General features: G+C 36.1%; 22 protein-coding genes, 1 tRNA gene and 1 pseudogene. 13 read left to right on the top strand and 11 right to left on the bottom strand.

From position 1 onward, the window contains the following. From QNJ66_RS15575 to QNJ66_RS15605, 7 genes are all read right to left on the bottom strand, one after another. Positions 1-859, bottom strand: an 859-nt coding sequence (locus QNJ66_RS15575; protein ID WP_300508479.1) for a WD40 repeat domain-containing protein, incomplete at its 3' end; no start/stop codon positions are given. A gap of 51 nt (positions 860-910) precedes the next feature. Next, a complete protein-coding gene (locus QNJ66_RS15580) occupies positions 911-2,575 on the bottom strand; it encodes an NACHT domain protein (protein WP_300508480.1) in 1,665 nt (554 codons plus the stop codon). A gap of 103 nt (positions 2,576-2,678) precedes the next feature. After that, positions 2,679-3,218, bottom strand: a complete 540-nt coding sequence (locus tag QNJ66_RS15585; RefSeq protein WP_300508482.1) for a Uma2 family endonuclease — start codon at positions 3,216-3,218, stop codon at positions 2,679-2,681. A gap of 15 nt (positions 3,219-3,233) precedes the next feature. After that, on the bottom strand, positions 3,234-3,713 hold the full coding sequence (locus QNJ66_RS15590) for a DUF29 domain-containing protein (RefSeq protein WP_300508484.1): 480 nt from the start codon (positions 3,711-3,713) through the stop codon (positions 3,234-3,236). Between the two features lie 12 nt (positions 3,714-3,725). Continuing rightward, positions 3,726-4,199 (bottom strand): DUF29 domain-containing protein, encoded by a 474-nt coding sequence (locus QNJ66_RS15595; RefSeq protein WP_300508486.1) that lies wholly within the window; start codon positions 4,197-4,199, stop codon positions 3,726-3,728. 50 nt (positions 4,200-4,249) lie between these two features. Next, complete coding sequence (locus tag QNJ66_RS15600) at positions 4,250-5,872, bottom strand: peptide chain release factor 3 (RefSeq protein WP_300508488.1); 1,623 nt, start codon at positions 5,870-5,872, stop codon at positions 4,250-4,252. Positions 5,873-6,090: 218 nt separating this feature from the next. Further along, positions 6,091-7,032 (bottom strand): phosphate ABC transporter substrate-binding protein, encoded by a 942-nt coding sequence (locus QNJ66_RS15605; protein ID WP_300508490.1) that lies wholly within the window; start codon positions 7,030-7,032, stop codon positions 6,091-6,093. Between the two features lie 61 nt (positions 7,033-7,093). On the opposite strand from QNJ66_RS15605, the gene QNJ66_RS15610 reads away from it, so the two are divergent. Together QNJ66_RS15610 and QNJ66_RS15615 are read left to right on the top strand one after the other, a co-directional pair. After that, the gene (locus QNJ66_RS15610; RefSeq protein WP_300508492.1) at positions 7,094-7,906 is read left to right on the top strand and encodes a PD-(D/E)XK nuclease family protein; all 813 of its coding nucleotides are present in this window, start codon (positions 7,094-7,096) and stop codon (positions 7,904-7,906) included. A gap of 161 nt (positions 7,907-8,067) precedes the next feature. Beyond that, complete coding sequence (locus QNJ66_RS15615; protein ID WP_300508494.1) at positions 8,068-9,327, top strand: tetratricopeptide repeat protein; 1,260 nt, start codon at positions 8,068-8,070, stop codon at positions 9,325-9,327. A 146-nt stretch (positions 9,328-9,473) separates the two neighbouring features. Here the strand turns inward: QNJ66_RS15615 and QNJ66_RS15620 are convergent, their stop codons facing one another. Beyond that, on the bottom strand, positions 9,474-10,043 hold the full coding sequence (locus QNJ66_RS15620; protein ID WP_300508496.1) for a Uma2 family endonuclease: 570 nt from the start codon (positions 10,041-10,043) through the stop codon (positions 9,474-9,476). Positions 10,044-10,351: 308 nt separating this feature from the next. On the opposite strand from QNJ66_RS15620, the gene nuoH reads away from it, so the two are divergent. From nuoH to nuoK, 4 genes are all read left to right on the top strand, one after another. Beyond that, entirely contained in the window at positions 10,352-11,470 is a 1,119-nt protein-coding gene (nuoH, locus tag QNJ66_RS15625; RefSeq protein ID WP_300508498.1) for an NADH-quinone oxidoreductase subunit NuoH, read from the top strand. A 33-nt stretch (positions 11,471-11,503) separates the two neighbouring features. Then, positions 11,504-12,094 (top strand): NAD(P)H-quinone oxidoreductase subunit I, encoded by a 591-nt coding sequence (ndhI, locus tag QNJ66_RS15630; protein WP_300508500.1) that lies wholly within the window; start codon positions 11,504-11,506, stop codon positions 12,092-12,094. Between the two features lie 151 nt (positions 12,095-12,245). After that, positions 12,246-12,872, top strand: a complete 627-nt coding sequence (locus QNJ66_RS15635; RefSeq protein WP_300508502.1) for an NADH-quinone oxidoreductase subunit J — start codon at positions 12,246-12,248, stop codon at positions 12,870-12,872. Positions 12,873-12,924: 52 nt separating this feature from the next. Next, positions 12,925-13,230, top strand: coding sequence for an NADH-quinone oxidoreductase subunit NuoK (gene nuoK / locus QNJ66_RS15640; RefSeq protein ID WP_300508517.1), 306 nt, complete (start codon positions 12,925-12,927; stop codon positions 13,228-13,230). A 114-nt stretch (positions 13,231-13,344) separates the two neighbouring features. Here the strand turns inward: nuoK and QNJ66_RS15645 are convergent, their stop codons facing one another. After that, positions 13,345-13,896, bottom strand: a complete 552-nt coding sequence (locus QNJ66_RS15645; RefSeq protein ID WP_300508504.1) for a metal-binding protein — start codon at positions 13,894-13,896, stop codon at positions 13,345-13,347. A 128-nt stretch (positions 13,897-14,024) separates the two neighbouring features. Here QNJ66_RS15645 and QNJ66_RS15650 point away from each other — a divergent pair. Then, positions 14,025-14,096: transfer RNA gene (locus tag QNJ66_RS15650), tRNA-Val, on the top strand. Between the two features lie 77 nt (positions 14,097-14,173). Here the strand turns inward: QNJ66_RS15650 and QNJ66_RS15655 are convergent. Beyond that, a complete protein-coding gene (locus QNJ66_RS15655) occupies positions 14,174-14,413 on the bottom strand; it encodes a hypothetical protein (protein WP_300508506.1) in 240 nt (79 codons plus the stop codon). Positions 14,414-14,612: 199 nt separating this feature from the next. On the opposite strand from QNJ66_RS15655, the gene QNJ66_RS15660 reads away from it, so the two are divergent. From QNJ66_RS15660 to QNJ66_RS15675, 4 genes are all read left to right on the top strand, one after another. After that, positions 14,613-15,500: a hypothetical protein gene (locus QNJ66_RS15660; protein ID WP_300508507.1), complete on the top strand. Its 888-nt coding sequence runs from the start codon at positions 14,613-14,615 to the stop codon at positions 15,498-15,500. A 192-nt stretch (positions 15,501-15,692) separates the two neighbouring features. Further along, a complete protein-coding gene (pds, locus tag QNJ66_RS15665; RefSeq protein WP_300508508.1) occupies positions 15,693-17,120 on the top strand; it encodes a 15-cis-phytoene desaturase in 1,428 nt (475 codons plus the stop codon). 140 nt (positions 17,121-17,260) lie between these two features. After that, positions 17,261-18,193, top strand: coding sequence for a 15-cis-phytoene synthase CrtB (gene crtB, locus QNJ66_RS15670; RefSeq protein ID WP_300508509.1), 933 nt, complete (start codon positions 17,261-17,263; stop codon positions 18,191-18,193). Between the two features lie 204 nt (positions 18,194-18,397). After that, positions 18,398-22,939: a caspase family protein gene (locus QNJ66_RS15675; RefSeq protein WP_300508511.1), complete on the top strand. Its 4,542-nt coding sequence runs from the start codon at positions 18,398-18,400 to the stop codon at positions 22,937-22,939. A gap of 20 nt (positions 22,940-22,959) precedes the next feature. On the opposite strand, the gene QNJ66_RS15680 is transcribed toward QNJ66_RS15675, so the two are convergent. Beyond that, positions 22,960-23,103, bottom strand: a complete 144-nt coding sequence (locus QNJ66_RS15680; protein ID WP_300508513.1) for a hypothetical protein — start codon at positions 23,101-23,103, stop codon at positions 22,960-22,962. Positions 23,104-23,221: 118 nt separating this feature from the next. Between QNJ66_RS15680 and QNJ66_RS15685 the strand changes: the two are divergent. After that, positions 23,222-23,433 (top strand): annotated as a pseudogene (locus tag QNJ66_RS15685) (type II toxin-antitoxin system HicA family toxin). Continuing rightward, on the top strand, positions 23,430-23,651 hold the full coding sequence (locus QNJ66_RS15690; RefSeq protein ID WP_300508515.1) for a type II toxin-antitoxin system HicB family antitoxin: 222 nt from the start codon (positions 23,430-23,432) through the stop codon (positions 23,649-23,651). Before QNJ66_RS15685 ends, QNJ66_RS15690 begins: the two are co-directional and overlap by 4 nt. Positions 23,652-24,091 lie beyond the last annotated feature (440 nt).

The following is a 24,091-nucleotide window of genomic DNA, read 5'->3' on the forward strand; positions in this document are numbered from 1 at the left end:
CCTTATGACCAGTGAGGGTCAAAAGTTCTTGACCTGTGGCTAAATCCCACAATTTCAGGGTATTGTCAGATGATGCAGAAACCGCTTGTTTGCCATCTGGAGTCACCGATACTGCTCTTACCGAGTCCTTATGACCAGTGAGGGTCAAAAGTTCTTGACCTGTGGCTAAATCCCACAATTTTAGGGTATTGTCAGATGATGCAGAAACCGCTTGTTTGCCATCTGGAGTCACTGACACTGCTCTTACCAAAGAGTGATGACCGATGAGGGTCAAAAGTTCTTGACCTGTGGCTAAATCCCACAATTTCAGGGTATTGTCAGATGATGCAGAAACCGCTTGTTTGCCATCTGGGGTCACCGACACGGCTCTTACCGAATCCTTATGACCAGTGAAAGTACAAATGAGAGAACTATCGGGGGTGGTTAGACTGGGAATTAGAGGACGTAACCAAGTCTTTTTACTGTTGCTATCTTCTGCATCTTTCAATAATCTTTTAATGTCTGGATAATTAAAACCCTGTAATCTTCCCCATAACTGTCCCACTAACTGCTTCCTGTCTTCATTTAAAATATGGGAGGATAATTGTAAGGTTCGTTGAATAAATTTGAGGGTTTTTAGTTGTTCAGAGTTTAGGGTTACTTCTGCCACCTCATCAATTAAATTATAATCCCTAATTAATGCTTCTAACTCAAACTTAGGATGATTGATTTTATCTTCTAAAAAATCAAAGGTAGTTAAGAGATCATAATAAATTACTTTATGCTCTAAGTTTGGACTAATAATTAAGTCAACAAGATTGGCTAAAAAATTTTCCAATTCTGCTGGACTGTCCTGATAGAATTCAGAAAATGCTCCCATGATTAATATTCCTAAATTTTACTTGATTACTCAAAGCTATCTTGATTAATTTTATTGACGATTTTTTTGATAAATACTTCTAATTGCCTTGTTTTGATAGGTAGCCTCAACTTTACTATCAATAACATTTGCAAATATTTTTCGATTTTCATTTAATTCACTTTTATGTCTCAAAAAATCAGCAAAACTCGCATGATAAATTCTATAACGTTTTTCACCTTGTTCCTTTTCTATTTTTAAGTATTCTTCCCACGGATCTAATACTTTTTCTACATCTAAATCTTCAATATCTTCAAATCCTTCCGCTTTTTGAACTGTTTCAGTAATTATTTTAAGAGTAGGAGCGATTTTATTTTGCAACAAAACAAAAAGTACAAATACTTCTATTTCTTTTCGTTTATGTTGCATATCCATTCTTTCCCAGTGACTATTATAATAACCCTCTAAACCCACAGGAAAATCATTTAACTCTAGATCATTATATTGTCCCTTTGCGATCGCAGGTAAAACATAGCGTAAATACATAAAATTATTTTCGCTTTTCTTAGTTACTGTATCAACGAAAGTAAAATCATTAATCTTTCTTTCTTTTAGCCAATTTCTCAATTCATCTTTATATTCTTTATCATAATTTATAAATAAATTGATATACTCTTCAATATCATCTTTATTTGATTTTTGATACTTTTTTTGTCGCAAATCTAACTCATCATAAGGTGTTTCAGGAGAAACAGTTAACCTTTTATGCTCTGGTTTAAAAGGTCGTCTCGTTAAAAAGAAATAAACATTATTAGGTAGCGTCTGAGGTAAATCTAATAAATTACCAGTTCCTTCTTTTGCATCTTCTACTTCATCTAAAGCATCAACAAGAATAATTAATTTTTTTCCTTCTGATAACTTTTCACTTGCTTTTTGTATCAAAGTTCGTAAATCAGTATTTTCTTGATTTTGCAATTTATAACGGTTAATCAACTGTTTTCTAATACTATTTAAAAATTGCTCAGGTGTATTTCTTCCCTCTGCAAAAATATTAAAAAAACAAGGAACTTTTTTCATTTTTACATATTTAGAGGAAATAGCACTTTTACCCATACCAGCATCACCAATTACTGTAAAATAACCCTTACTTTTCTCTTGAGTAAATTTCTCAAACTCATCAAAAACAAACTTTCTACCACAAAATAATTTTGTTTTCTCTTCAACTGTAGCTTCAAACTCATTGGGAATTAAACCCAAATCCCAAGTCGGATAATTATCATTAACTTTAAATTTATCTGCCGTGGTTCTTTTTGCATAGGCAATAAAAGTTTCACCAAATTCTTCTAATTCAACAGCAAGCTCAATTCTAGAATTTTGAATAGCTGTTTTTAACTTGGTATTTTGATTAAGAACTTCTTTGACTTTCTCTAGGAATAATAAAGGAGTGTTATTGGTATAAGCACCCCAAAAATCGTCTTTAATTTTTCGGTTTCTTAATAACTCTAAAATAGGTTGAGGTTTAAAAACACCATACTCCACCAAAGCATAAGCATATACAATTTCAACATTATCAGCAGTTTCTATAGGGTTAAGATTTAGATTTTGTAAAATTTCATTAATCCGCTTATTTTTTTGTGCTTCATCAAGAGTCAACTTACTAACTTCAGCCACTTTTGTGATTAAATTTAATATGGTATCAGTTGTCCCTAGAAAATCAAACTTAATTTCCATTTCCATATTTCTTACTAAAGGTGAATTATTGAACATATTTTCAGTAAAATAATTATACATGACACAAAAAAAGCAGAATCATAAGAAATATGAATTTTCTTGACAAAAATTAAATTATATTTTCTACAGATAATTGAATCTCAGGAAAAGCAACAGTTGATATTGTTCCTGTTGTATAACTTTCTTCCTGTTGATAATCTCCATTTAATAGGTTTGTAAAAACCTTTAACTCTCTTTTTTCTACATCAATAACCCAATATTCTCTAATTCCAGCATTCCCATAAATTAAACGTTTTTGTTGTAAATCTTTGCTTAAAGTTTTATCAGAAATTTCGATTAACCAATAAATATCTTCTGGGTAGGGATGATGATTATCATAGAAAGAAACAGGTAATCTAACAATAGCAATATCTGGTTCTGGTTCCGATGTTGAAAGGGTAATAGGATGCGCTTCATAAACCTTTGCATAACCCTTTAACGTTTCCCGTAAATAGTCAGCAACAGAATCACATTTTTTGCGATGTAATGGCCCTTCTGGAGACATTTCGATAATAGTTCCTTCTAATAGTTCAACAGGGCGATCGCTTAAAATACCTGTTTCAACAATTTTATGATAGTCTTCTACTGACCATTTAGCAATTGTAATCATAATAAACTGACTCAATTATTGGATATTTGGTAACCAGTCATCATCTAAAACTTGTTCTAAGTTCCCGATAGGTTCATTAGGAAAAATATTAGGATCTAACCCTGTTTTTTTGATAGTTATTTTTCTAGCATCTTGATAACATTCGTCAAAAATTTCCACTAAATAAACCTGAAGACTAGGACTTTTTTTCAGTAATCTCTTGATTTGAATACGAAAATTTTGGATTTCTGCGTTCCATCCTCGATAATTATATTCTCTTTCAGATTCCCAATAAGCTATTTTAAGTAAATGTTCAAAAAGACGAGTTAACAAACTCATTAATTTATCCCTTTGTCTTCTACTCAAGTCTGTTACCTCATCAATTAAATTTTCCCAGTCTATTGCTTCATAATTTTTATCCTGTAACTGTTGAACAGTTTGTAAAACCCATCGATCATAATCAGTTTCGTATAAATATTTGATTGTTTCAGTAATTGGTGTAATAGACATAAGCATTCATTAAATTAGTTATTTATCAAATTCAGGCAACCAATTTTCATCTAAAATTTCCTCTATATTACTAATGGGAGTATCAGGAAAAAATTGAGAAGATAAACCAGTCAGATCAATAATATTTTTTCTAGCTCGATGATAACACTCTTCAAAAATAGAATTTAGATGGTTATTTAGACTGGGACTATCATTTAATAAATCAGCAATTTGTTGGCGAAATGTTCTTATTTCAACCTTCCATTTATTTTGATTATACTCTCTTTCTGTTTCCCAATAAGCTATTTTAAGTAAATGTTCAAATAGTCGGGTAAGAAGACTTTTTAGCGCACGTTTATCGCTTCTTCCCATACTTTCTAATTCCTCAATTAAGTTGTCTAAATCTATTCCAGAAAACTCCCTTAAGCGTAACTTTTTAACAATAGTTTCTAACCATAAATTATAATCTTGTTCATATAAAGTTTCTGTTGATTGATTAGTATCTACTGTCATCTTATTACCTCTAATAATAACTAATTAGGTGGGCATTGCCCACCCTACAATTATTCTGGTTCAATACCTGCACCAACAGGGGCGATCGCATCTAATTTCAAGTCAGGGTTATCTGAGTTAACCTGTTGTAAACCCCATTGATTTTTAAACAATAAAACAGGACGACCCCAGTTATCTTTGACCGTAATAGTGTTAAAAATACGCCCTGCTTTTTCTAATGCTTTCCAGCCACCTTTTACCCAACGAGCTAAACTATAAGGGAGAGGTTCTAAGTTAGTTTCTACTCCATATTCACTCAATAACCTAAACTGTACAACTTCAAATTGTAATTGTCCCACCGCAGCTAAAATAGGGTCTCTTCTAAACTCATCGGTAGAATACATAATTTGTATTGCACCTTCTTCCCGTAACTCTTTTATTCCTTTTTGAAACTGCTTAAACTTAGAGGGGTTAGGGTTTTTAATGTAGGAAAACATTTCAGGAGAAAAACAAGGTATCCCCTCATATTCCAATTTTTTACCGCTATAAATGGTGTCACCGATCGCAAATACACCGGGGTTATTCAAACCAATAACATCCCCTCCATACGCTTCCTGGATAGATGCACGATCTTGGGCAAAAAGCTTCTGGGGACGGGATAAACGGACAGTTTTACCCGTTCTAGCATGACTTACGGTCATATCCTTCTCAAACTTACCTGTACATACCCTTACAAAAGCCACGCGATCTCGGTGTTTGGGGTCCATATTGGCTTGTAATTTGAAGACAAAGCCCGTAAACTCGGGATGAGTGGGATCAACTACCCCAACGGATGAGTTGCGGCCTTCTGGTTTCAATGCGTATTCTAAGAACGCTTCTAAGAACAGTTGCACCCCAAAGTTGGTCATGGCCGAACCGAAAAAGATCGGGGTCATTTTCCCTGCATGAACTTCATCCAAGTCCAGATCATCCCCTAATTCTTCGAGAATTTCTAAATCCTCTTTAAACTGATAATAAAGCTCTTGTTCGAGATATTCTTCAATTTTGGGGTCGCCGAGCTTAATCACATTTTCCTGAGCCTGTTGGGAGCCGTGGGAGCGACGTTCAAACAGATGTATAGCCTTTTGGCGACGACTATAAACACCTTTAAAGCGATCGCCCATTCCAATGGGCCAGTTAACCGCGTAAGTTTTTAGTCCTAACTCCTGCTCAATCTCATCTAATAATTCTAAGGGTTCGCGTGCGGGGCGATCCATTTTATTGACGAAAGTAAAGATAGGCAGTCCCCTGAGACGACACACCTCAAACAGTTTGCGGGTTTGGGGTTCTAACCCTTTTGCTGCATCGATCAACATAACAGCGTTATCTGCTGCTGCTAGGGTGCGATAGGTGTCCTCACTAAAGTCTTGGTGTCCGGGGGTATCTAAGAGGTTAATTTGGAAGTTACGATAGGCAAATTGAAGAACGGTAGAGGTAATAGAAATACCCCGTTGTTTTTCCATTTCCATCCAGTCAGAGGTTGCTTTACGTTGATCTCTTCTTGCTTTGACTGCACCGGCTTGGTGGATAGCTCCTCCATAGAGTAACAATTTTTCGGTGAGGGTGGTTTTTCCTGCGTCGGGGTGAGAAATGATAGCAAAGTTGCGTCGTTTTTGTACTGCTTCAAGAATTTCTCTTTCTATTTCACTAGACATAGACAATAAGGTTATGATTTTTACATATTTAGCTCGAATGTTCTTTGATTATAGCTAATTTTCTTGTATAAAGATAATGTTTCTTAGAATTAGTTTATGGAATTAATAACAAAACAAAAATCTAAATTTTTGAAATCTTAAAGTTTGATAAGCATTTTCAGCAAGAAGTTTTTAGAGATTTATTGAGAGAGTAATTATCATTAATATTTAATTATTAATTACTGAGAATCTTCTACTATTTGTTTTCCATTTGGAGAAGTTGCATAACCTAAAAAAGCTTTTACTGCTTCAGAAGGAGGATTTTTATAAGCATAATATAACGTTCTTTTATAAGGATAATTAGCAGCTTCGGGGGTTAAACCATCAATAGGAACTGTCCTGACAGTTTGCTGATCTGCAACTTGGGTATAAGTAGCGTAACCAATGCCATTGCTTCCTAATTGTTGTAACATGGGTGTGGTTGCATCCCTATCCATCGTGGTAATATTAGGCGTATTACCGAAATTTTCCGAATTTAAGACTAATTGTGTAAAAATTTTCCTGGTTCCACTCGTAGAAGGTCTATTAATTACTCTTATGGCTTCAGATGCTCCACCTACCTCGGACCAGTTTTGGGTCGCACCTTGAAAAATGCCTTTAACTTGCGCTGAAGTGAGACTTTTACGAAACCTATTGTTAATCCCTACCACTACTGCGATCGCATCTTTGGTGATGGGAATAGCGACCAACCCTTCTTCTTGTTCTTGGGCAGTTAAAGGACGAGATATGGCTGCAATATCAATGCTACCAGCTAATAAGGCATTAATGCCATTGGTTGACCCTTGAGCGTTAGTTAAGACCTGAACCCCTGAAAACTTTTGTTCAAAGCCATTTTTTAGGGCTTGATTGACTAATACAAGACTGGTTGACCCATCAATTCTAACGGTGGTTCCTTGGGGAACGGTTTTGGGGGTAGTAAAAGCAGTAACCGCAGTAGGAGAAGGAGGAGACGGTAAGGGAGTATTAGAACTCAAAGGTTGATTGTTAGAAGTAGGAGAAGACAGAGGTTTACTAGCATTGTTTTTGGTTTGCTGCGTAAAGAACCAATATCCGCCCCCTAAAATACCGAGAGTGATGATCAGAGAAAGAACTGTAATTAGAGTTTCGTTATTTTGCTTCATAACATTTTAAAATGATATTACTTTATTGTAGTAGTTTATCAAAGTATTTTCCTGAAGTTGTATGAATAATATTAGTAATTCTGAGAAGAAATCTTTAATTCGTCTCTCTCAAGCACAATTAAATCTTTTGCAAGTTTGTCCGCCTCAATTTCAACGGGTTTATTTAGAACAGTTAAGTTTACCTATTAGCCCAGATGTACAAGAAAATTTACTCTGGGGTAATCAATTTCACCAATTAATGCAGCAACATTTTTTAGAATTACCTCTAGATTCAATTTTAGATATGGATCAAGATTTAAAAAAGATAGTTGATTCTTTATTAAAGTCTGTTGATGAACAACATCATCTTAGTTCCCAGTCTTGGCGAGAAGCAGAACATTATCTTTCCCTAGAAAAAGATAATTATTTATTAACAGCGATTTATGATTTATTGATTATCAATGAAAATCAAGCACAGATTTTAGACTGGAAAACTTATTTACAACCTCAAAATAAACAAAAATTAGCTAATAATTGGCAAACAAAATTATATTTATATTTATTAGCAGAAGCTTCTGAGTATTTACCTGAACAAATTTCTATGACCTATTGGTTTGTTAAAATACCCCATGAACCTCAATATTTAACATTTCAATATAATGAACAGCTACATCAGAAAACAACTGTAGAATTAGAAAATTTATTAACTAATCTCGACAACTATTTATTGGATTTTAATCAAAACAATATTGATTTACACCATCATAAAAATTGTGAAAGTAACTGCCCTTATTATCAATCATTTTTCTCAGATAAAGGTTATTTTTCTAATTTAGAAGAGGATAATAATGATTTATTGTCAACGATAGATGAAATTGAAGAAGTTAGTATTTAATCCTAAAAAAATCAACGAAGATGAATTAGAATTATACTTCACACTTCATAGCTTATGGAATCTCGAAAATCATCTCCAATAGCAATATTATTAACAAGAAGTTTGCCAAAATCATTTTTTTGTGTTAACTTCCCCCTTAATAGAATTATAAAGATACAAAAATGAAAAATTTATTGTCGACTGTTAGTATGATCTGTCTATGTTCATTCGGGGTTAAAGAAGCAGTTGCAGCTTCGATTAATCCGAATGTATCAAACAATACTTTTGACTCTGAAATCTATCCAGAAACTTTTAATAAGACAATAGCGAATTCAGCTTGTGCAAATTACAGAGGATTTTACTATCGAGTCTGCTTAGAAAATGCTCAAAAAAATCCTATCGACCAAAGATTAAGATTAACTGAATATAAACAAAGATATGAACAAAGAATGCAAAATACTCTGAATATAATGAGGCAAAATGCTGAAAGGAAAAGGAGAAATCCAGTATATCGAGCTTTGCGTCAAGCTGAAGAATATTACAATTTGGGTGATTATAAAGGAGCGTTAGAGGAATATAGAAAAGTTATACAAGGAGATCGTGGTGTTTCTGATCTTCTCAATGGAACAAATATAGTTAGGGGATATGTTTATGATCGAATTGGAGAAATTACAGCAGCACTTGGGGATACCAATGAGAGTATCTATTATTTCAAGGTTGCTATGCAAGACTATTTTCGACGTTACAAAGATTATGATAAAACTATAGCCATAGCGAACAAGATTCTAGAAATAGATCCCAATAGTGAAGTAGCATTTTATTATTTAGCACTCTCTTTTTCAAACCTGGGAGAAACAAAACAAGAGGAAACTGCTTTGTTACATTATATTTCAGTCTTTTCATCCCCTGAATTTTCTAAACATTCTAACTCAATGAAAATGGCGGCTTCCCTTGCTAGATTAGGGGACTCATATAGAAAACAAGGAGAATTTGAGAAAAGCATAGAAACAAATGAGTATATTCTTAGTAATTCTGACTACTATTGGATGCATCCTGCGGCTTATTGGCAAATTGCATGGATTTATTTTAAGAATGAAAAATATGAAGATGGAATTGATTTCTATAAAAAATCTATTTGTTCTGCTTTAAAGCATAAAGAAGATTATGAGGCAAATTTTAATGGGGGATGGTTTAGCAAAAATCATTATAATGTGTTTCTGGCATCTAGTTACAACAATATTGGAGTTTTTTATGGCAACATGGACAATCGAGAAGCCCAAATTGAATACTTTCGTGCCGCTTTAGATTATTATAGAAATACCGATAAAGACGCATATATGGAAGTAATAAATGTAATCAAATCAGTAGAACAAAAATACAATATAAATGTGCCTTTAAGTAGTAAACAATATCTTCCAGATATCTCAGGTTGTAGTAAGTAATATACAAGGCAAACTTATCGAGTTTATCAACTCATTGGTAGTTGTAGAGATGTTTCCTTAAACTTCTCTACACATAGATAATAGGGAAACACAGAGGTTGAACAGAAGCTAAATTAATGAAATCTTAGAAACGGATTAATTCTTATTTAACTAGCATCAATTAAACCGGCTTTTTCAAAAATATATTGAGGTGTCAAACTTAAATCGGGCAATAACTTATCTCCTAAACTATTATTACCTTGTTTGGTTTCTGGAGGGGAGTCAGGATAAAAAACAGTGATTTTTTTAACTTGTGTATCAATTAACCAAACTCGATCAACACCTGCTTTTAAATATGCTTCTGCTTTCTCACTAAGATCACTAAAAGATTGACCAGGGGAAATAACTTCAATAACTAAATCAGGAGGAATAGGACAAGCATCATCCTCTAAAATAATGTTACCTAACTTCTCAAAAGAAACATATAATAAATCAGGAAGCGGACACCAATCTTTACCCCCTCTTTTTAAACGCACTGCCCATTCTATGCCGACTTCTCCTTTATTTTCACTCCAATCATCTAAAAGTCTTGATAATTTTAGTGTAACACGAGCATGAGAACGTTTTGGCGACATTTTTTGTGTTAATTCTCCATTAAAAAATTCATAATTTTCGTTAGCTAAAGGAGAGGACAGAAACTCATCTAACGTTAAGGCGGCCTTGGTTAAAGATTGCATAATATTAATGGTTACAAATCCCTATATTTTAGTTTAGATCACTTTCATTGTTGCTGTCCTCTCAGTCATTCTTTCTGTTGCGCAATAGTAATTCAAATTAGAACAAATGTTCGCAAAGTCCAATAAATTATACTATCTAGGTTATTCTTTCTGTTGCGCAACAGCTATCCAAGCAAAACCATAGCACTAGACTAATGGTTAAGATTTAATTTCAGGAATTAAGGTAAAACTGACCAAACTATCCCACAGACAGCGATATACTAGGCAATGAAACCAAGGATCTGAACTTATAACCTGTATTAAACGAAATGAATTCAGGAATTGACCTACAAGCACGTTTTATCGAGTCTCTAACAGCCTTAGGCATACCTAACGGGGCTGCTAAAGCCCTCTGGATACCTTTACCCTCATTTTTAATGATTATTGCCGCAACGGTAGGGGTTTTGGTGGTAGTTTGGCTAGAAAGAAAAATCTCTGCTGCTGCGCAACAACGCATCGGCCCCGAATACGCCGGCCCTTTGGGGGTACTGCAACCAGTAGCAGACGGCATTAAATTAGTCTTTAAAGAAGATATTATCCCGGCTAAAGCTGATCCCTGGTTATTCACCTTGGGACCTGTTTTAGTGGTACTTCCAGTGTTCGTTTCTTATTTAATTGTACCCTTTGGTCAAAATCTCGTGGTAACTGACCTCAATGTGGGAATTTTCCTCTGGATCACGTTATCTAGTATTGCCCCCATTGGCTTATTAATGGCGGGATACGCTTCTAATAATAAGTATTCCTTATTGGGAGGTTTACGGGCGGCTGCACAATCCATCAGTTACGAAATTCCTCTGGCTTTGTCCGTCTTAGCCGTTGTCATGATGTCCAATAGCCTCAGCACTATCGATATTGTAGAACAACAATCAGGATATGGTATTTTGGGCTGGAATATTTGGCGGCAACCGGTAGGCTTTTTCATCTTTTGGATCGCTGCTTTGGCTGAATGTGAGCGACTTCCCTTTGACTTACCCGAAGCAGAAGAAGAAATTGTGGCCGGATATCAAACTGAATACGCTGGCATGAAATTTGCTCTCTTTTATCTAGGGTCATACGTTAACTTAGTATTGTCGGCCTTAGTTTTTGCCATCCTCTATTTAGGGGGTTGGGAGTTTCCCGTTCCCTTAGATAAGTTAGCCGGATGGTTAGGAGTGAGCGAAGAGAGTTCTTGGTTACAGGTCATTACTGCCTCTTTAGGTATTACCATGACGGTGTTAAAAGCCTATTTTCTGATCTTCATTGCCATTCTCATGCGTTGGACTGTTCCCCGTGTGCGAATTGACCAATTATTAGATTTAGGCTGGAAATTCCTTTTACCTGTCTCTCTAGTAAATCTTCTATTAACTGCTGCCTTGAAATTAGCCTTTCCTGTGGCCTTCGGCGGTTAATTTTTGTTGTTAACAGATTAGGGAATAAACATCATGTTTAGTATGCTCAAACAAGTGGGTGATTATGCCAAAGGGACTATTGAAGCAGCGAAATATATTGGTCAAGGTTTATCCGTAACTTTTGACCATATGCGTCGTCGTCCTGTGACTGTACAATACCCTTATGAAAAGTTAATTCCTTCGGAAAGATATCGAGGGAGAATTCACTATGAGTTTGATAAATGTATCTCTTGTGAAGTGTGTGTAAGAGTCTGTCCCATTAATCTTCCTGTGGTTGATTGGGAATTTAATAAGGCTAGTAAAAAGAAAGAACTCAAGCACTATAGTATTGATTTTGGGGTTTGTATTTTCTGCGGTAATTGTGTGGAATATTGTCCCACCAATTGTTTATCCATGACAGAAGAATACGAACTGGCAACTTACGATCGCCATGAGTTAAATTACGATAACGTAGCCTTGGGACGCTTACCTTATAAAGTGACTGAAGATCCCATGGTAACACCGTTACGAGAGTTAAATTATTTACCCAAAGGTGTGCTTGACCCCCATGATTTACCAGAGGGAAGTCAACGGCCTGGTAAACGTCCCGAAGAAATTATTGAAGAAGCAAAATCTTCTTCTTAAGTAAGGGAAAGTTGACGAAAAATTGTACAAAAAATAAACAATTTTTTGTCAACTATCAACTACAGTAACATGGGCTTTTAGCCTGTACCAACAGGATGCTTTTGTTACAGCTATATCAATTATTCACTGAAAAAACGGAGAATCAATAAGCGTGAATTTAGCGGAAGGAGTTCAAATTGTTTCCTTTGTCATCTTAGCAGCATTAGTTGTTATCACTGCTTTAGGTGTAGTGTTGCTGGAAAATATTGTTTATTCTGCCTTCTTATTGGGAGGCGTATTTGTTAGTATTTCGGGAATTTATATTCTCTTAAATGCTGATTTTGTGGCGGCTGCACAGGTTTTAGTTTATGTTGGTGCAGTCAATGTTTTAATCTTGTTTGCTATCATGTTGGTTAATAAAAAACAAGATTATTCAAAGTTACCTAGACGCTGGATACGTGGAGGGGCAACTGCTTTAGTTTGTGTGGGACTTTTTGCCTTATTAGCAACAATGGTGTTAATTACACCTTGGTCTATCGAAACTAATGCACCTGAGTTAATTGAAAATACGGTTGTGGAAATTGGTAAACATTTCTTTAGTGATTTTCTCTTACCTTTCGAGTTGGCTTCAGTACTCTTATTAATGGCTATGGTTGGGGCTATTGTTTTAGCACGTCGTGACTTTATTCCTGATACTTTACCCACGGAAGATGGTGTTGTTACTTCATTACAATTACCTGAAAAATTGAGTGAATTAGAAGCAAGAGAATTGTCTGCTTCTCAATCATCTGATTTGTAGAAAGTTTAATTTTACTGTTAGTTTTTTGTTCAAAAATTGAGGTGTTATGGAAATAAAGTTAGAGTTTTGTTTATTGCTTGCTGCGGCACTTTTCTGTATCGGAATTTATGGATTAGTTACCAGTCGCAATGCGGTACGAGTTTTAATGTCTATTGAATTGCTATTAAATGCAGTTAATCTCAACTTAATGGGATTTTCTAATTTTCTAGATCCAGTGGGTATTAAAGGTCAAATTTTCACTATATTTGTGATTACCGTAGCAGCAGCAGAAGCTGCCGTAGGTTTGGCTATTGTCTTAACCATCTATCGTAACCGTGAAACAACAGATATGGAACAGTTTAATCTGTTGAAATGGTAATTTGAGGAAATGGGAAACAGTGAACAGACAACAGTTTTTATGTTTCCCATTCATTATTTTTGTGGGGTTAAACGGTGATTTATCAATGAATAATTGTCAATTATCCATTTTCCATTATTTACCCCTACTTTTTTTGCCTTTATAACGTCGTTTTTTGGGCTTTTTTTGAGACCTTTTCCAATGACTAACCAGATAGTCACTTAAACTATGACTCATTGCTCCTAATTCTAATCCAATAAAGATAACAACCGCTTCCCCTAAATAGACGTTTTTTAGTAAGTTAAAGATATTTTCTGCAAAATTACGCCAATTCCAATTAAAACCCCAAATTAATTGGGCGATCGCTACAAAAAAAATGGCCAAAATTAAAACAAGAGTGGAAAGATAGATAACTCTGATCACCGTTCCTAAAATCACCCCATGAGAGAAAAAAGAACGATGTTTTAAAAAAGATTGATAAGGCAACCAAATCCAGCGTATAACACCCCAACGTTTGTATTGTACGGAATAAATATCCAAGTCAGGCCCAAACATCAACCCACTGAATAAATACGCACCACTGAACCATAATAGCCATCCTCCTCGACCAGTGAGGATATAGATTATAACCGCTAAGGGCGGTAAACTAAGATAGGTAATGCGATCATGAGTACGGCCAGAAGGCATGATTATCAGTCATCACTCAACACTATTCATTCCTAGACGTTTATTTTTTCTGAAATATCCTGCAACGAGATAACCAAAAAGACTTGTCCTTTTTTTATAGATGTGTTATGATAGCAAAGCGTGAGTTAGGGCGATTAGCTCAGCGGTAGAGCTCCTGCCTTACAAGCAGGCTGTCACTGGTTCAAATCCAGTATCGCCCATTTGACATTCCCAAAAGTGGAAACTTAGTTTTGTTCTTGTCTCATAATTCTTGTCTAGGCGGTTCTGCCTCTGTCTTTCAAGAGTTACTGGGGGTTCTTTCCGTATTACTACTAGCAATTTCTCGCTCAACGAGACGGCTTAGCTTAACTGCCAGAAGCCCCACGCTGTATTTTCCCCAATGAGTGTCTTGTCGAAAAATATGACGGGGGCATTCTGGCGATATTTTCAGTGAAACTACTAAGATATAGCAGTCGCCAAGGCTATTAGGACATTTTTCTGTTGCCTGTTGCCTGTTGCCTGTTGCCTTAAAATACAATTTATGTGTCCTAACTAACCTGTCTATTGCTATATAAGATTTTCATCTATTTTTTCTTAATCTCTTGTTAAAGTACCACTATTTTTCAATGTTGCGCTATCATACACAGTAAATCTATAGTCTTTAAGGTACAACCTTGATTATATAAGGTTTACACCTTAATTTATAGAGAGTTGTAATTAAATTTACGACAAGTTTAATGAAAATGACCAACACTCAAGCCAAAGTAAAATCAAAAATGTTAAATCCAATTAGCAGAAACCCCCTGGTAGGGGCAGGTATCGCCTTAGCCACCACGATGTCTTCGCTTTGGGCTCTCCCAGCCTACGCACAGTTTACCCTCACCGACGGTGATTTTGAATACGAACAACGGGGTGATGATCTTGGTGCCTCGGACATCAATGTCAATGGAGGCAACGATAACCTATTTCAGGATTGGTGGTTTTTCCGCGTCGACGGCGATACGTCCGAATCTGTTTTCCAAAGCGACAAGACACCGACATCTAGCACAGTCAATACAGCTTTACTAGATTTCGCCAGCAACGGTGTATTCTCAGCCTCTCTGGACTACACCTTGACTGATCTTGGGGGCGGCGAAGGGGCAGTTCTCCAGAACATGTCCATCTTAAATGAAACCGCTTCCGATCTCGTCATCGACTTATTCTACTATGTCGATCTCGACGTTGACGCAAGTTTCTCCAACACAGCAACCCTGGCAGGGCCGAACAGCGTCCTGTTCGAGGAAAACGGTGTAGAGTTCACAGTAATTGGGTCCGATGCCGATGCCTTTCAGGTCCTCGAATTTTCAGATCTCTTAGACTTGCTTGAAGATGGGGCAATCACCAACCTGGACAACTCTGGTGTTCCCTTCGGACCGGGTGATGCCACCGTCGCCTTCCAATGGAGCCTGTTAATCCCTGCCGGCGAGTCAACAACAGTATCAGGTGCGGTCGGTATCGGGGATTTCAGTGAGGAGGACGTGATTCCAACGCCGGTTGCAGAACCGGTTCCAGAACCAGGTTCCTCAACTCTCGCCCTTGCCTTGCTCGCCCTGAGTGGCATGGGGCTACGGGTTTTACGTCGATAGAGCTTTTTCTCGAAGACAAGAACCTAGACAATCCTAGACATTAATGTCGCAGATTAAGCGATCACCCTAAAATTAGGTGATCGCTCCTTCACTATCTCCGGAGCAACAAGAAAATTTCTAAATCTAAACAAAATGTTACGAAATGCAAAGTATAATGAGTAAGACATAAACCTATAGAGAGAAGAGAAATAAATGCGAGTTGCGATCGCCGGTGCCGGTTTAGCGGGCCTTTCATGTGCCAAATACTTATGTGATGCAGGACACACCCCCATTGTCCTTGAAAGAAGAGATGTCCTTGGTGGCAAAGTAGCTGCTTGGAAAGATGAAGATGGAGACTGGTACGAAACCGGACTCCATATCTTTTTTGGGGCCTATCCTAATATGTTGCAATTATTTAAAGAATTAGGAATTGAAGATCGCTTACAGTGGAAAGAACATAGCATGATCTTCAACCAACTCGAAACCCCTGGAACCTACTCAAGATTTGATTTTCCTGATATTCCTGCCCCAGTTAACGGTATTGTCGCTATTTTACGTAATAACGATATGTTGACCTGGGAAGAGAAAATTAAGTTCGGTTTAGGGTTGCTTCCTGCCATTGTACGGGGTCAAAGCTACGTTGAAGAGATGGATCAATATTCTTGGTCTGAGTGGCTGAAAAAGCAGAATATCCCTGCCAGAGTGGAAAAAGAAGTGTTTATCGCCATGTCCAAAGCCTTAAACTTCATTAACCCGGATGAAATTTCCGCTACTATCCTTTTAACCGCCCTCAACCGCTTCTTACAAGAGAAAAACGGCTCAAAAATGGCTTTCTTGGATGGTTCCCCCACCGAAAGACTCTGCCAACCCTTAGTAGACTACATTACAGAAAGGGGCGGAGAAGTCAGACTAAATGCCCCTTTAAAAGAGATTTTACTAAACGACGATAATACGGTGAAAGGGTTTCTTCTCAGGGGACTCAATGGCGAACCTGACGAAGAGTTTGAAGCAGACTTATATATCTCTGCCATGCCCGTTGACCCCTTAAAAGTGATGTTACCCAAACCCTGGCGACAACTAGAAGAATTTAATAAATTAGAAGGGTTAGAAGGGGTTCCTGTCATTAACCTGCATCTTTGGTTCGATCGCAAACTCACCGATATTGATCACCTCTTATTCTCCCGTTCCGACTTACTCAGCGTCTATGCGGACATGAGTAACACCTGTAAAGAATATGCTGACCCCGATCGCTCCATGTTAGAGTTAGTGTTAGCCCCGGCTCAAGATTGGATCACAGCGTCTGATGAAGCCATCATCGAAGCCACCATGACAGAAATTAAACAACTCTTCCCCCAACATTTTACAGGGGAAAATGGTGCAAAACTGCTCAAATATCACGTAGTAAAAACCCCCCGTTCTGTTTATAAAGCTACCCCCGGCAGACAAGCTTATCGTCCCTCCCAAAAGACTCCCATTGCTAACTTTTATTTAGCAGGAGACTTTACCATGCAAAAATATCTAGGAAGCATGGAAGGGGCCGTTTTATCTGGAAAACTAACAGCGCAAACCCTAGCGCAAGACTATCCAGCTAAGACATCCCCATCCACCCCAGAAGTTACTAAAGAAGCCTCTTTAGTATAATATTTTGGCTATGAGTCAGACTAAACTTTGTCCCAAAATAATGACGAAACGGTCAATGAATGGGACAATGCTAAAAGTCTCACGGTTAAAAAACTCCATTACATCCCGATTACTATAGAAAACCATTCTGCTTGTGCTGAATGCTACAATTGCCTAAACCCACCCAACCCCCCAAAATGCTGGCCTCTGTGGAAGAGTCCTACGAACGCTGTCGCCAAATTACCCAGAAATATTCTAAAACCTTTTATCTGGGAACCCTGTTAATGCCACCCGAAAAACGTCGGGCCATCTGGGCGATCTATGTTTGGTGTCGTCGTACCGATGAATTAGTCGACGGACCTCAAGCGAAATACACCACCCCAGAAACTTTACAACAGTGGCATGAACATCTTGAATCCCTATTTAACGGTCATCCCCTAGACGATGAAGATGTTGCCCTTGTGGATACCTTACAACGGTTTCCTGTGGAAATAGAACCGTTTGAGGACATGATCGCAGGGCAACAGATGGACTTATATCGTAACCGTTATCAAACCTTTGAAGACCTGAAACTTTATTGTTATCGGGTAGCTGGAACGGTAGGATTGATGTCTAATGCTGTCTTAGGGGTAGAAAAACACCCGTCTGTAGGTCCTTGGAATCAACAATTAGAAGAGTATATTCCTCAAGAAGAAGCCATCGCTTTAGGTATTGCTAATCAATTAACCAATATCTTACGGGATGTGGGAGAAGATGCTGAACGGGGACGCATTTATTTACCTTTAGAAGATTTGGATCGTTTTAATTATACAGAAACAGATTTATTCAAAGGCATCATTGATGATCGTTGGCGTGAATTAATGCGTTTTCAGATTAAACGGGCCCGACAGTATTATAAAGATGCAGAACGGGGTATCCGTATTCTTTCGAGAGACTCTCGTTGGCCAGTTTGGGCAGCTTTGATGTTGTATCAGGGTATTCTTGATGTAATTGAAGCAAATGATTATGATGTGTTTAGTCAACGGGCTTTTGTAAGAACTCCCAAGAAAATGCTGTATCTTCCCATTGCCTGGTTAAGATCACAGGTTCTCTAAACTTTTTTGGCTTATATTTATCTTGTAGGGGTCAACGGCCGTTGACCCCTACGGAAGTTTGTAGCTAGACTTTTTGAAATTGGCATTAAATTGGTATTAAGTTACTAAAGTTAGGTTGAATTTTTGGGATTTTTAGGGGACACTAAAAATCAATATTTTTTTGAACTTTTTACTTTTGCCCCTATTTAGCCCCGAATAAAGATTATGACACAGCAATGGGAAGCCTTAATCGTCGGTATTGATGAATATCCTATCTTTACCACTTTGCATAATCTAACTGTTGCTAGAAAAGATGCAGAAGATATAGCACAAACTTTAAATGACTATGGTTATGAGAGTTTTCGTGTGCAACGTTTACCCCAACAACCTTATCAAAAGGGAGAAGATTCTAATCAAGTTAAATTAGGGGTAAGATTAGATGAGTTAAAAGATAAGATTACTAATCTTTTTAACCCTCCTTCCCAACAAGAAACCCCAGATTTAGCTTTATTCTTTTTTTCCGGCCATGGATGGCATCAGGTTGTTGATGATAATGATGATGTTTTTTTGGCTACCAGTGATGTTTTTCCAAAAGCAGAAATTTATGGTATTTCTTTGCGGTGGTTAGGGGAAGAAATAGCAAGAAGTTCGGTTAAAAAGGTTATTATTTGGTTAGATTGTTGTTTTAGTGGGGAGTTAATTAAATATCTCCCTAGTAACAAGGATTATTGTTTTATTACTGGGACTCGTTCTTTTGAAACAGGATTAGAAATTAGTTACAGTCAAGGTTTATTTACTAAAACTTTATTAGAGGGTTTAAATCCCGATAATTATCCTGATGGAATTGTTGATAGTAATAAGTTAAAAGAATTTATTGAGAAGCAGATGAAAACTACTTCTCAGCGTCCATTGATTAAAAATTCTCAACGTTCTATTTTATTAACAACTAGATATTCTTCGCAAGAATTTAAAGATGAATGTCCCTATCGTTCTTTATATTATTTTAGGGATACTCCAGAAGATGCCCTGTTTTTTTGGGGACGTTCTCAATTAACCAATAATTTAATTAAGCGAGTAAGAGAAAGTAGATTTATTGCAGTTTTAGGAGCATCTGGTAGTGGTAAATCTTCTTTGTTACGGGCAGGTTTATTATATCAATTAAAATTAGGTCAAGCTATACCAGAAAGTAATTTATGGACTTATTTGACACCATTTTCTCCTACAGAAAATCCCTTAAAAGAGTTAAATGATGTCTTGGTAGCTGCTTCTATAACTTCCCCTAATGACAAAAATAAAAACTCGAAATTTTGCACAAATGAAGAAGGCAAAATAATCATGATCATTGATCAATTTGAAGAATGTTTTACCATGTGTGATGAAACTACTCGTAACACATTTTTTGAGCGTTTAATTGAGTTATTAGATGAACATAAAAATTTACACATTATTATAGGAATGCGCTCCGACTTCCGGGGAAGATTACGGGAACATACAAAGTTAGTAAATAAAATTGAGAAACCTTATATTAATGTTGAACATCTCAACCGAGAAGAAATTGAAGAAGTTATCAAAAAGCCGGCTGATTTGGTGGGTTTGCAAATAGAAAGTTCCCTACAACAACAGTTAATTAATGATGTAGAAGACTATCCAGGTAGTTTACCTTTATTGGAATATACCCTAACTCAATTGTGGCAAGAAACTAGAAAACAAGGGGAACGGTTTTTAACGCTAAAAACCTATCAAGGGTTAGGAGGAATTGAAGGAACCCTAGAAAAACGTGCCGATGAAGTGTTTAATAGTTTAGATAAAAATGAACAAGCGATCGCCAAACGAATCTTTTTAGAATTAACTCAAGTTGGGAATAAGTTTGATACTCGTAGACGGGTTTATCTCCATGAATTAGTTAATTCTCACCACACCTTAGAACAATTAGATCAGGTAACACAAAAGTTGGCCGATGAGAAAAACCGTCTCATTGTTAGAACTCAAGAGGAAAACCATAAAAATTCACTCTCAACTATTCTTATTGATGTTGTTCATGAAGCATTAATTAGAAATTGGGGAATGTTGCGAGAATGGAAAGATGAATATCAAGAAGGGATGGTTACTGAAAGAAAAATTGAAGCAGCGGCCGCAGAATGGAACCATAAACAACAAAAAGCTGAATATTTGTTGCAGGGGTCTAAGTTAGGAGAAGCGCAGGAATACATTAACAATTATGGCAATATAGGGATGTTAGATGGTATTGCAGAAACCTACATTGACCGTAGCATTAAGCGCAAAACTTTTAATACTCGTCGCACTTGGAGTGTGGCCATAGCAGTTATACTAGGGTTAAGTACAGGTTTAGTATTTTCTTTGGTTGGTTATCGAAATACGTTAATTCAAGAAGCAATCTCCTCTCGCAATTCTGCTGAAACAAGTTTACGCTTAAACCATTCATTAGATGGAATGATTCAGAGTTTACAAGCTGGACAAACTTTACAACATCCACTGGTTAAATTTCCCTTATTTCAATTATTTAAGTCAACCGATATAGTCCAAGAAGACATTGAAGCAACCCTACAATGGGCCGTCTATCGTGTCAAAGAAGTAAACCGCATGAGAGGAGATAGCAGTATGATTGTCAGGAGTGTTGTTAGTCCTCATGATTCTTCTGAACAAGTAATTGCTAGTGCAACAGAAAATGGCACAATACGACTGTGGAATTTACAAGGAAAACTTTTAAAATCATGGAAAGTACAATCATCTGAAAATCAACCTTCTCAACGCATTTGGAATGTTTCTTTTAGTCCCGACGGTAAATTATTCGCGAGTTCGGGAGAAGATGGAGTTGTTCGTCTTTGGAACTTAGAAGAAATTGAGAAATTACCTGATATTAAGTTATCACAAACACCAAAACATCAAGCAATTAAAGCTTATAAAGGTTATGACCAAGGTTATGTAAGATATGTTACTTTTAGTCCAGATGGAAAAAAGTTAGCAATTCTGGAAGGAGAAGGAGGTAACGGATACATTGGTTTCTGGGATTTACAAGGAAATAAACTAGCGTTTTGGAAAGCAGATAATAATCAACCACCTGTTAACTTTGTCAAAAGTATTGATTTTCACCCTGATAACAATCAAGATATTATTGTTACTCTAGGCATAGATCAAGAGATAAAAATCTGGGACACAAAAAATGTTAATCTATCTCGTCAACCAAGACTATTATCAACATTGTTAATACCAAAAACAACAGATATTAAAACAGTCCAAACCACTAATAAGTTTAAAAGTTGGGGGGCTTTTTTTAGCCCTGATGGAAAATATATTGTTGCTGCTGGTGATGATGGTAGTCTTGCTCTTTGGAGATCAGAAAATGGTTTATGGGGTTCTCAAGATCAGAAAGTTGCAAAAGTATGGCAAGCTCATAAAGGTATTATCTGGAATGTAGCTTTTAGTCCCGATAGTCAAAAAATTGCTAGTGGGGGAGAAGATGGAAACGTACGAATATGGAACTTAAAAGGAGAAAAAATAGCCCAATTTGATGGACATAATGGACCTGTTCGCAGTGTTAAATTTACGGCTGATTCTCAACAGTTAGTTAGTTCGGCAGATGATGGTACTACCCGTTTATGGAATTTGCCTGAGCAATTATTTAATACTCAAACTATTGATTTTGTTTCAAAGAATAAAGTAAACAATAATGAGGATATTTTGAGTCCTAATAATAAGTTACGTGCTTTTGTTGATAAAGAGGATAAAATTATAATTAGAGATGCTAGTGGGAATGAATTAAATAGTTTTCAAGATCATATTGGAAAAGTTTTGGCAATCAACTTTAGTTCTAATTCTCAATTATTAGTTAGTGCTGGACAAGATAATACGATTCGTGTCTGGAAGAACTTAGATAAAAAACAAGAAGGACGATATAGTTCTATTTTTCAGGTAGATGAAGATCAAAGTCAAAATTTCCGAAGCTCTATAGATGATGAACATAGAATTACTACAGTAATATTTAGTCCCGATAATCAAAGAATTATTGCTGGAGATAATGCTGGTTATATAAGAATTTGGGACTTAAAACACAATAAAAACATAGGACTATGGCAAGTCTCTACCCATGCTATTCAAACCCTTGGTTTTTCATCAGATGGACATTTATTAGTAACTTTTGTGGGTCAAGACAATACTGTAAAATTATCACTTGAATCTTTTCATAAATTAATGGCAAGAAGTTGTCATAATCTTAAACAATTCTTAGAAAATAATCCTAATTCAATCTCAATTAATTCTTCTTTATGCAAAGAAACAATTGTTGATAATATGAATGATTTAGTTACTGTCAACAAATCTGTTGAAACCCAAAAAATTGAAGAAACTATTATTAATCAATCTCAAGAAAATAAACAAGAATATGACAATAAAACTTTAGTAAAACCAGAACTTGATGATTATTGGTCGGGAACATGGAATCACTCTTTTATTGGCAGGAATAATCAAACTTTAGAAGGGATAATGACTCTAAAGGTTAAGAATAATCACGTTACAGGAAATTTTACGATTCCTACGAGAAATTTAACGGGAAAAATAAGCGAAGGAAAAATTACTAATAATGGTCGCACTCTTGAAGGTAAATGGTCAAATAGTTCCCAAATACAAGGTAATATTATGTTTAACTTGCTTCCCAATAATCAAGAATTTTCTGGTTATTATAGTATGGGTAATCAACAAATTGGTAGTAATAGCGCAAATGTATGGAATGCTGTTAAGATAGGAGAGTAAAAGATGGTTAATAGTTCTGTTTAAGGTTTGAGTTTTCGCCCTCGAATCACCCAACCTACCAAACCACTAATACTTGCTTTCTCTAAAGCTTTTTGACCCTTTTCTAAGGGATCAAAATGGTTATTGATTAAGTCTTCTAGTCTTTTGAGATCGTTTTTGGTCACTGTTGATATTATTCTGTTATCTAAACCTAGATATATTATAAACCCATTAATGTTAATCTTAAAACATAGATTGTAAGGTAGATATTGCCTCCTTTACAGTTTTTAACTAGAATAAAGTATGCCTAAAAAAATAAGGGAATTAAAGAAAATATTACGTAAAGCAGAGCAGGGTTTACTTATCGACCAGGGAAAGGAAGTCATACAATATGGAGTCATGATCTTCTACCCGATGAACCTATTATCATTGCTGGTAAAGATGGGGATGATGCAAAACGATACTTAGAACAACAAGTTAATCAAAGATTGAACAAACTGGAGAATTTATCATGAATATTCCTTATAGCATGATTATACAATGGTCTAGCGAAGATCAATGTTATTTAGTTCATTTACCAGACTTCCCTTTTCAACAGTTTCATAGTCATGGGGAGACTTATGAAGAAGCAGCAAAAGATGGTCAAGAAGCAATAGAAAGCTTAATTGAATGGTATCAAGCAGAGGGAAAACCCCTACCAACTCCTAAGATAGTGATTAATGAAGCAGCATAACTTTTAGATTATAGTCTATTATCCTAACTTTTGATCTTCAATCGATTCTAACAAAGCTTTTCGGTTTTGAAATATTCTTCTTGAATCAATCATTTTTTGAGTAAAATCAATAACTAATGTTCGTAATTGAGCCAAATCTGATTCTAAAATTGCTTTATGTCCACCGTGAGATATTTTACTACGATTTTTATAAAATCCTTTAATACTTTGTTTTATGATTTTACGTTTTTCTAATTCTTTTTCTAAGATAATAGCAACTCCTTCAGCTATTGTATTTGTAATAGGATTTCCATATTCTGGTGTTAAAAAAGTTTCTAACCTGCATTATTCATGAGAGAATTGAGAACAAGCCTGAAAGCCTTATATAATAAGGAATATGGAGATTTGACCCCAATAACAGTCTGTAATTTTTATCTATTACTAACTATTGATTATTTAAT

This window comes from Crocosphaera sp., assembly GCF_030064895.1.
In the GTDB taxonomy this organism is placed as follows: Bacteria; Cyanobacteriota; Cyanobacteriia; order Cyanobacteriales; family Microcystaceae; genus Crocosphaera.